The 7823-nt window shown below is 67.4% G+C and carries 8 protein-coding genes; 7 read left to right on the forward strand and 1 reads right to left on the reverse strand.

Features of this window, described 5'->3' with window-relative positions; genetic code table 11:
* Positions 1-145: 145 nt before the first annotated feature.
* Positions 146-490, reverse strand: coding sequence for a hypothetical protein (locus ACWGI6_RS17010; protein ID WP_453268240.1), 345 nt, complete (start codon positions 488-490; stop codon positions 146-148).
* Between the two features lie 155 nt (positions 491-645).
* Between ACWGI6_RS17010 and ACWGI6_RS17015 the strand changes: the two genes are divergently transcribed.
* The 7 genes from ACWGI6_RS17015 to ACWGI6_RS17045 all read left to right on the forward strand — a co-directional run bounded on the left by ACWGI6_RS17015 (position 646) and on the right by ACWGI6_RS17045 (position 7739).
* Positions 646-1443: a thioesterase II family protein gene (locus tag ACWGI6_RS17015; protein WP_453268241.1), complete on the forward strand. Its 798-nt coding sequence runs from the start codon at positions 646-648 to the stop codon at positions 1441-1443.
* The gene (locus tag ACWGI6_RS17020) at positions 1440-2009 is read left to right on the forward strand and encodes a hypothetical protein (protein WP_453268242.1); all 570 of its coding nucleotides are present in this window, start codon (positions 1440-1442) and stop codon (positions 2007-2009) included. The genes ACWGI6_RS17015 and ACWGI6_RS17020 overlap by 4 nt, the downstream gene beginning before the upstream one ends.
* 632 nt (positions 2010-2641) lie before the next feature.
* Complete coding sequence (locus tag ACWGI6_RS17025) at positions 2642-3922, forward strand: helix-turn-helix domain-containing protein (protein ID WP_453268243.1); 1281 nt, start codon at positions 2642-2644, stop codon at positions 3920-3922.
* 67 nt (positions 3923-3989) lie between these two features.
* Entirely contained in the window at positions 3990-5093 is a 1104-nt protein-coding gene (locus tag ACWGI6_RS17030) for an amidohydrolase family protein (RefSeq protein WP_453268244.1), read from the forward strand.
* Entirely contained in the window at positions 5090-5473 is a 384-nt protein-coding gene (locus tag ACWGI6_RS17035) for a Rieske (2Fe-2S) protein (RefSeq protein ID WP_453268245.1), read from the forward strand. The genes ACWGI6_RS17030 and ACWGI6_RS17035 overlap by 4 nt, the downstream gene beginning before the upstream one ends.
* 15 nt (positions 5474-5488) lie before the next feature.
* Positions 5489-6658: a class I SAM-dependent methyltransferase gene (locus tag ACWGI6_RS17040; protein ID WP_453268246.1), complete on the forward strand. Its 1170-nt coding sequence runs from the start codon at positions 5489-5491 to the stop codon at positions 6656-6658.
* 103 nt (positions 6659-6761) lie between these two features.
* Positions 6762-7739 carry a class I SAM-dependent methyltransferase gene (locus tag ACWGI6_RS17045; RefSeq protein WP_453268247.1) on the forward strand — a complete coding sequence of 326 codons (978 nt, stop codon included), beginning with the start codon at positions 6762-6764 and terminating at the stop codon, positions 7737-7739.
* Positions 7740-7823: the final 84 nt, after the last annotated feature.

Below are 7823 nucleotides of genomic sequence, written 5' to 3' on the forward strand. Positions count from 1 at the left end.
TCTGGGGGGGGCCGGTCGGCGGGGTTGCCCCGGGGGGGGCGCCGCCGGGGCGGACCCCGGGGGCCGCCCGCCGGGCGGGCCCGCCGCCGGTTCAGATGGCCGACCTGCTCTTCCGCCCGCGCGCGGGCGGGCCGTGTGCCGGTGCTCAGGCAGCGAGCGGCCAGTCTCCGCCGTGCGGCACGAGGGTCATGTGCACCTGCTCGGCGGTCGGCATGGTGGCCCCGCCGGCCTGCAGATGCTCTTGGACGAGGTCGACTATTTGCTGGACCGTCTCGAGCCGCATGGTCTGCTCGTACGGCAGGGTGTCGAGCTCGAAGAGGTCCTCGATGATGTAGGCCAACTCGGCCATCGCGAGAGAGTGGTAGGCCAGGTCGCTGATGAACTTGGTGTTCGGTGTGATGTCCCTCTTGGCAGGGGCGAGGCAGTGGACCAGCTTCCCGATCACGTCGGGGACGAAGGCGGCGTCGAGCGCGGTCGCGGTGTCAGTCATGACAGGATCCTCGCCAGCGGGGCGGCCCGGCTCCAGGCAGGGGCTCCGGCAACGTCTCGGCAAGTAGCAGCGACCGCCGGAACTCGGCGTTCCGGCAGGCTGATTGCCGCCCCATTGCCTGGGGAGGCCCCGATCACCCACCTACGATGACGGTCATGAACAGCGGCGCCTCGCCGACACGGTCGTCGGCCTCCTGGGTCCTGGGACGCGTCAGCGTGACGCGGCCGCGGACGCGGCTCATCTGCATACCTCAGGCCGGCGCCGGGCCGGGCTCCTTCAGCGTCTGGCGGGACTTGCTGCCGTCCGGGATCGAGCTGGTGCCGGTGGAGCTGCCGGGCCGCGGCACCCGCGCCGATGAGCCGCTGCCGGAGACCCTGGAGGAACTCGCCGAACAGCTGTTGGACGGACTGGCCCCGGATCTGGAGCTGCCGTACGTGCTTTTCGGTCATAGTCTGGGCGGTCTCCTGGCCTATCAACTCACGTGCCTGCTCCAGGAGCGCGGCGGCCCCGTCCCCCTTGCCACGGCAGTTGCGGCGGCACGCGCCCCGCACCGGACGCTTGTTGCGGGGATCCACGAGGCCGACGACGGCGGGCTGCTGCGGTGGCTCGCGGGCCACGACGCCCTGCCCAGGGAGCTGTTCGACCACCCCGAATTCCTGCGTCAGGTGCTGTCCGTACTGCGCCGGGACCTCGCGCTGGCCGCGTCTTACGTGGTGACGCCCCCCGTGCCGCTGCACACCCCCCTGCACGTCCTCGGAGGCGTCGACGACCCGGTGGTGCCGACGGCCGAGCTACACCACTGGTCCGCCTGTGCGGCGGGCGAGTACTCCCTGACCCTCCTGCCTGGCAGTCACGGTTTTCCCCAGCGGGATCCCGCTGGCGTGCTGGACGCCCTTGGCAGGGCCCTGCCCGAGGCCTTCCGGCCCGACAACGAGCACGAGGTAAATCGATGACCTCCTCCGTGACCTGGCTCCTGGCCGCACAGCACCCGCCGATGGACGACACGGTGCTGATCCTGATCAACGTGGCCGTCATTCTCGTCATCACGGCCATCGTGATCGTCTCGCAGTTCAACGCCCGTGAGGTCAGGGCGCAGACGTACTTGTGGTGCGTGCTGCTCGGCCTGCGCGGTCTGCTGCCCCCCGGGCCGAGCGAGGCGACCGTCTCCGGCATCACGTTCCTCGTCATCGGCCTGGCCTTCTCCTTCGGGTTCGGCTACTACCGGGGCCTCACCATGCCGATGTGGCGGGATGAGACGGGCCGGCTGCTGCGCAAGGGCAATCGCACCACCATGATCTTGTGGGTGGGCAACCTGCTGGAACGGCTCGTCCTCGGCGCGATCGCCGGGGTGTTTTTCGGCGAGCCGTTCAACGGCACCGGGATCTGGCTCAGTGTCGGCGTCACCTTGGCCGCCCAACAGTGGATCATGCTCCGTCGCGCTCCCGGCATCACCGAGCAGGGCGCTCATGGGCCGTCCTCCGCGGCCGTCAAGAAGAACGGCGCGGAAACAGCGAGCTGACTTTCTCGGCCGTCCCGTGGAGCACCCGGACGTCCCTCCGCCCTGCGATGCAGCTCGGCATCCGTGCATCAGTGGAAGAGCCGGGACGGAGTGAGCGGTGCGGGTGCCCCCGCGCCCTTAAGGCGGGGGAGTACGCAGTGCATCTGACGCCGTGTGCCGATCCGCCGGGGATTACGGGACGGCCCTTAACCCGCCCACGCCCCGAGGCATCACACACCGTTACGAGGTATTACCTAAAGGGATTCAAGGAGAAGTTGCCGGTCCCGGCAATTACTCTTCCGCCCCGGCAACCGAGGGAAATCGGATCGGTGCCATAGCTGCTGTCTGCAGCGTAGGCCTGGCGTACGAGGCGGCGGACGCGGTACGTTCAAGTTGGCCCAATGAAGGTAAACATTCCGCAATGGCGCTTGCTTGGGAACGGTTGTTCGGGTCTAAGATCTGCCTTGCCAACGGGGGAGTGCGGCACTCAAGCGAGTCCTACACGCCTCTGAGGCGATGCCGGCCGCCATCGATCAATGAATTCCCCTACCTTTCGGGGTTTGACCAATTCATATCGGTTGGCGCGCAGGATTTCTCACTTACAGTGCGGGGGCAAGAAGTGAATAGTAATGGACAGTAGTCAGCTCGGCATCATGCTTGTGACTCGCCGAAAACTGGTCGGCTGGAGTCAGGAGAAATTAGCTGAGCGCTCCAACGTCAGCGTACGCACGATCAGAAACCTGGAAACAGGAGCTATCAAGAACCCGCGCCGCAGCTCGGTAGGGCTGCTGCTGGAGGCCCTGCGGTCGGCGACCGCAGACAACGATTCCCTGGTTCCGTACCTGGGCCGTTCCGACCTCTCGGTCGAAGCGTTTCTGCCGGGCTTCGAGCTGGATCTGCTGACCGATGCCGTGGAGGTTCCGACCGACGCGAAATGGACCGGCATCCGGCCGAAGACGGAGATGACCATCGGCCGGCAGGCCGACCTGGCGCACATGATGACCACGCTGCGCCGGGGCTGGCCGCTGATCCTCACCGGGCCCGTCGGAGTGGGCAAGACCCGGCTGGCGCTGGAATGCGCCGCCCGCATGCTGCCCCGCTACCGGGACGGCGTGGCGGTGCTGGAGCTGGGCTCGCTCGCTCCGGAGAACGTGGACGCCCGTGCCGCAGCCGAGGTTCGCCGTCTCATCGACCAGGTCATCCCCACGGACGTCGTGACGGGCGGCTCCCCGGGGACGGGGCCGGAGATGCTCCTGGTGATCGACAATGCCGAGCACCTGCTCGACGCGGTCACCGCCGAGGTGAAGGCACTGCTCGCACGGCATCCGGACCTGCACATCCTGATCACCTCGCTGCGCGCGCCGACGTTGCTGCCCGCCGACCTGTGGGAGGTGGCGCCGTTGTCCTGCGATTGGACGGAGGGCACCGGCGGCTACCCGCCGGCCGCCGAACTGTTCTTCCGTCGGGTGCACACCGCGGTCCCGACGCTGGACCTCAGCGACCAGGTGGCGGACGTGGTGGAGCTGTGCCAGCAGCTCGGCGGGATCCCGCTGGCCCTCGAGCACGCTGCGTTCCGTCTGCGTTCGGTCCCGTTGCGCATCCTGATCGACGGGCAGTCGGTGCTGCCCATGCTCCACCAGGACGACGTGGGTGGCCTTTCGCACGGGCGCTCGCTGCACCGCAGCATCGCCTGGGCCTACGGCCTGCTCGATGGCTGCCAGCGCAGTGTGCTGCGGCAATTGTCGAGCCTGCCCGACGAGTTCTCCATCCGTGATGTTCTGGAGAGCGCCGACGGCGAACAAACCAAGTCCGGGACCATCGACGCACTTTCGGATCTGGTGGATTTTTCCGCGATTCAGGTCAGGCGAAACCATCAGTACGCCTACCGAATTTCTGGAATGATGCGCGAGTACGCCGGCGCGGTCTCCGCCTGAGCAGCTGCGTATCCACACCGTTTTTCATCTTTCCTCGCCGCGTTTTCCTTAAGTACGGGGAGACCTCATGACGGTCATTACAGCTGGGCCGGAGAAGGAAGCGGAGAAGGCTCCGCAACTCACCTCTGTCATCGATACCGACGTACACGAGATGATCTCCGGACCGAGATTCCTCTTCTACATCGAAGAGCCTTACCGGAGCAGAATCCATATAAACAACTGGACGGGCACCCATCTGCCCTACACCTGGCCCACCACGGGCGGCGTGGCCAGACCGGACACCATCCGGACTCCCGGTGAGCGCGCGGGCGGCGACCTCAACATGATGAGGGAGCAGCACCTCGACCCGTACAACATCAAGTACGCCGTGCTCACCGGCCTCCTCTACCCCACCGAGTTCAAGGTGCAGCCCGACTTCGCCACGGCAATCGCGAGGGGCTACAACAACTGGCTGATCAAGGAGTGGCTGCGCAAGGACGAACGGCTCCTGGGCTGTATGCACATCGCGGCCCAGGACCCGGCCTCCGCCGTCGCGGAGATCGACCGGATCGGCCCTCATCCGAGCATCGTGCAGATCATGCTGCCGGCGATGTCCCATGACACCCTGGGCCGGGACTTCTACCACCCGATCTATGAGGCCGCCGTACGTCACGACCTCGCCATCGGCTTCCACCACGGCACCACCACCGAGACCGCGGTGGGCCTGCCGCCGTACTTCATCGAATGGCACACCGCGGCGGCCCAGGCGTGGCAGTCGCAGCTGATCAGCCTGGTGGCGGGTGGGGTGTTCGACAAGTTCCCCACGCTGCGGGTGGTGATGGTCGAGTCCAGCTGGACCTGGCTGCCGCACCTGATGTGGCGGTTCGACAAGAACTACCGCGCGCTGCGCCGGGAGATCCCCTGGGTCAAGCGGCTGCCCAGTGAATACATCCGCGAGCAGGTCAAGTTCACCACGCAGCCGATGGAGAACCCGGACAACCCCCAGCACCTGCTGGACATGTTCGAGATGGTCGGCACCGACGAGTTCCTGATGTTCTCCTCGGACTACCCGCACTGGGATTCCGACAGCCCCGAGCGCTCACTTCCCTCGTGCTTCTCCCCCGAGCTGAAGCAGAAAATCCTCTACGACAACGCCGCCAAGTTCTACCGGATCGGGGAGTACGCACAATGACGGCCACTGCGCATGCCTCCGACCGCACCCGCCACGAGGTGTGCCCGACCGGCGAACTGCCCCCCGGTCACATGCGCCTGTTCACGACGGGCAAGCGCCGCATCCTCGTGGCGGCCTTCCCGGGCGGCGAGTTCCGGGCCATGTCCGACTACTGCCCGCACCACGGGGCCTCGCTCTCCCTCGGGCAGTTGGAGCGGATGTGGCAGGCAGGACCGGACGGTCGGCACATGCCCGACCCCGACCGCTGGGTGGTCGTGTGCCCTTTCCACAACTACGAGATCGATGCGCGCACCGGCTGCCCGGTGGTGAAGCTGGGCCGTTCCCGGTCCGCCACCTACGAAGTGGCGGTCGAGGCCGGCACGGTCGTGGTCTACGTCTAACCCGAGTGGGGATCGATGACAACGGTGGACACTCCCGCCTGCGCCGAAGAAGACGGCAAGGCATCGGAGAGCGCAGCTTCTCCGCCGGACGGGCGTTTGCCACGTCTGGTCGACAGCACGAAACTGATCGGCGACCCCCGGGACAGCGCCGTTGTACGGGCTTCGCACCGCGTCTATGAGCACTTGGTGGCGATGTTCGCACCGGGCTTGATCGAGGCGGCGTTCGACCTCGGGGTCTTCGTCGCCCTGGCCGACGGGCCGACCGGCGCGGCCGAGCTGGCCGAGCGCCTGGACGCCGACCCATTGGGCGTACGGGTGCTGCTGGACGGGCTGTCCTGCTACGAGATCGTGTATCGGGAGAGCACCGGCGAGGGGGGTCACCGGTACCGGCTCGCCGACGGTATGGCCGCTTGCCTGCTGCCTGGCGGGCTGTACAGCCTGGCGGGCCGGATCGGATACGACCGGGCCATCGGCTGGAATGCCTGGCGCGACCTGGCTCAGCATGTCAAGCACCCCGCCCGGGACGAGTCCGGCGCCTACCGCGCCAACCAGCTTTCGGCCGAGGACTACGAGTCGGTCGCCCGCGGCATCAACTTCTGGGCGCCGCCCATCGTCGAGGCCCTGGCGGGGCTGCTGACGGATGCCGACTGGAAGGAGGAGACGGCTCGCTCGATGTTGGACATCGGCTGTGGGACCGGCATCTACAGCCAGCTGCTCCTGCAGCGATTCAAGGCACTGACGGCCACCGGCCTGGATGACCCCCGGATCGTGCCCATCGCCACGGAGCAGGCCGAACGGCTGGGTGTGGGCAACCGGTTCAGCCCGACCGCCCAGGACTTCTTCCACCAGCCGTGGCCCGACGCCCAGGACCTCGTCCTGCTCGTCAACATCTTCCATCTGCAGACCGCCGATGGTGCCCAGGAGCTCATGCACCGGGCGGGGCAGGCGGTCAGCAAGGACGGGGTGGTCGCCATCGTCGACCACATCGTGGACGACGACAGCGATCCGCAGTCGAGCCATAACCGGTTCTTCCGTCTGTTCTCGGCGTCCATGCTCGTCACCGGCGGCGGTGACTCCTTCTCGCTTGCCGAATACGACCAGTGGCTCGAGCGGGCGGGCCTGCGCCGAACGGGGCTGGTCGATACCCCGATGCACCGCATTCTGCTCGCCCGACGCGCCGTATGACACACCCGGCGGGCTCGCCGAGTGGGCTCTACCTGCTTGCTGTATCCCATCCTCATCTGGAGGCAAGGACGTGACTGAAAACCTGGTGCTTGGGGCGCCGAGAATGACCGGCTCCGATATCTTCAACGCCACCGTCGCCTCGTCCGCGATCGGCGCGGCGTGGGAGGTCGGCGCGCTCGACGAGCTCGCCGACCACGACAAGCTCGACACCGCCGAATTCGCCGAGCGCCAAGGGCTGGACCCGTCGGCGACGGAGGGCATGTTCCAGGCTTTGGCCAGCGTGCGCATCGTGCAGCGGAGGGCGGGAATGGTGCTCCCCGACGCCAACTTCGCCGAGGTCTTCCGGGCCAAGGCCTTCTACCACTGGCTGTCTCGGGGCAGTGCGCCCCTGTTCGCCGACATGCCTGCGGTGCTGCGGAACGAGAACCGGGTCGGTCAGTTCTACCGGCGCGACTCCTCCGCGATAGCCGTCGCCTGCCGGGACATCAACGCCAACTTCTTCGACCCGGTCTTCCACGAGGTCGTGGGCAAGCTGGAGTTCACGAAGATCGCCGACCTCGGCTGTGGCAGCGGCGAGCGGATCATCAGCGTGCTGCGCGACAAACCGGACGCGACCGGGCTGGGCATCGACATCGCCGAAGGCGCCCTGGGCGTGGCCAGGCAGGCGGTCCGGGACGTGGGCTTCGACAACCGGATCTCGTTCATCCTGGACGACGCCGCCATGCCCGCTCCGCATGCCGAGTTCGCCGATGTCGACCTGCTGACGAGCTTCCTGATGGGGCACGACCTGTGGCCGCGCGACAACTGCGTGGCCTCGCTGCAGCGGCTACGGGCGGCCTTTCCCAATGTCCGGCGGTTCCTGCTCGGGGACACGGCCCGGACCACCACCATCCCGGACAGCGAAGTCCCGGTCTTCACCCTGGGCTTCGAGGTGGCGCACCGGATGATGGGCGTCTATCTGCCGACCCTGGAGGAGTGGGGCGGCGTGTTCGAGGAGGGCGGCTGGCGGCTGGTCGCCGAGCACCGAGTGGAGACGCCGGCGGACAGCGTGATCTTCGAACTGGAACCGATCACCGGCTGACCCCCGGTGCCCGGGGGTGGGGGGGGCGCGCGTCTCGGTGGGGGGCGACGGCGGAGACGCACGGGGCCAAGTGCACCACCCCCG

Source organism: Streptomyces sp. NPDC054786 (genome assembly GCF_053611685.1).

Excerpts from the sequence above, each read along its gene's own strand:
- ACWGI6_RS17010 (WP_453268240.1), bottom strand. The coding sequence starts at position 490 with ATGACTGACACCGCGACCGCGCTCGACGCCGCCTTCGTCCCCGACGTG.
- ACWGI6_RS17015 (WP_453268241.1), top strand. The coding sequence starts at position 646 with ATGAACAGCGGCGCCTCGCCGACACGGTCGTCGGCCTCCTGGGTCCTG.
- ACWGI6_RS17020 (WP_453268242.1), top strand. The coding sequence starts at position 1,440 with ATGACCTCCTCCGTGACCTGGCTCCTGGCCGCACAGCACCCGCCGATG.
- ACWGI6_RS17025 (WP_453268243.1), top strand. The coding sequence starts at position 2,642 with ATGCTTGTGACTCGCCGAAAACTGGTCGGCTGGAGTCAGGAGAAATTA.
- ACWGI6_RS17030 (WP_453268244.1), top strand. The coding sequence starts at position 3,990 with ATGACGGTCATTACAGCTGGGCCGGAGAAGGAAGCGGAGAAGGCTCCG.
- ACWGI6_RS17035 (WP_453268245.1), top strand. The coding sequence starts at position 5,090 with ATGACGGCCACTGCGCATGCCTCCGACCGCACCCGCCACGAGGTGTGC.
- ACWGI6_RS17040 (WP_453268246.1), top strand. The coding sequence starts at position 5,489 with ATGACAACGGTGGACACTCCCGCCTGCGCCGAAGAAGACGGCAAGGCA.
- ACWGI6_RS17045 (WP_453268247.1), top strand. The coding sequence starts at position 6,762 with ATGACCGGCTCCGATATCTTCAACGCCACCGTCGCCTCGTCCGCGATC.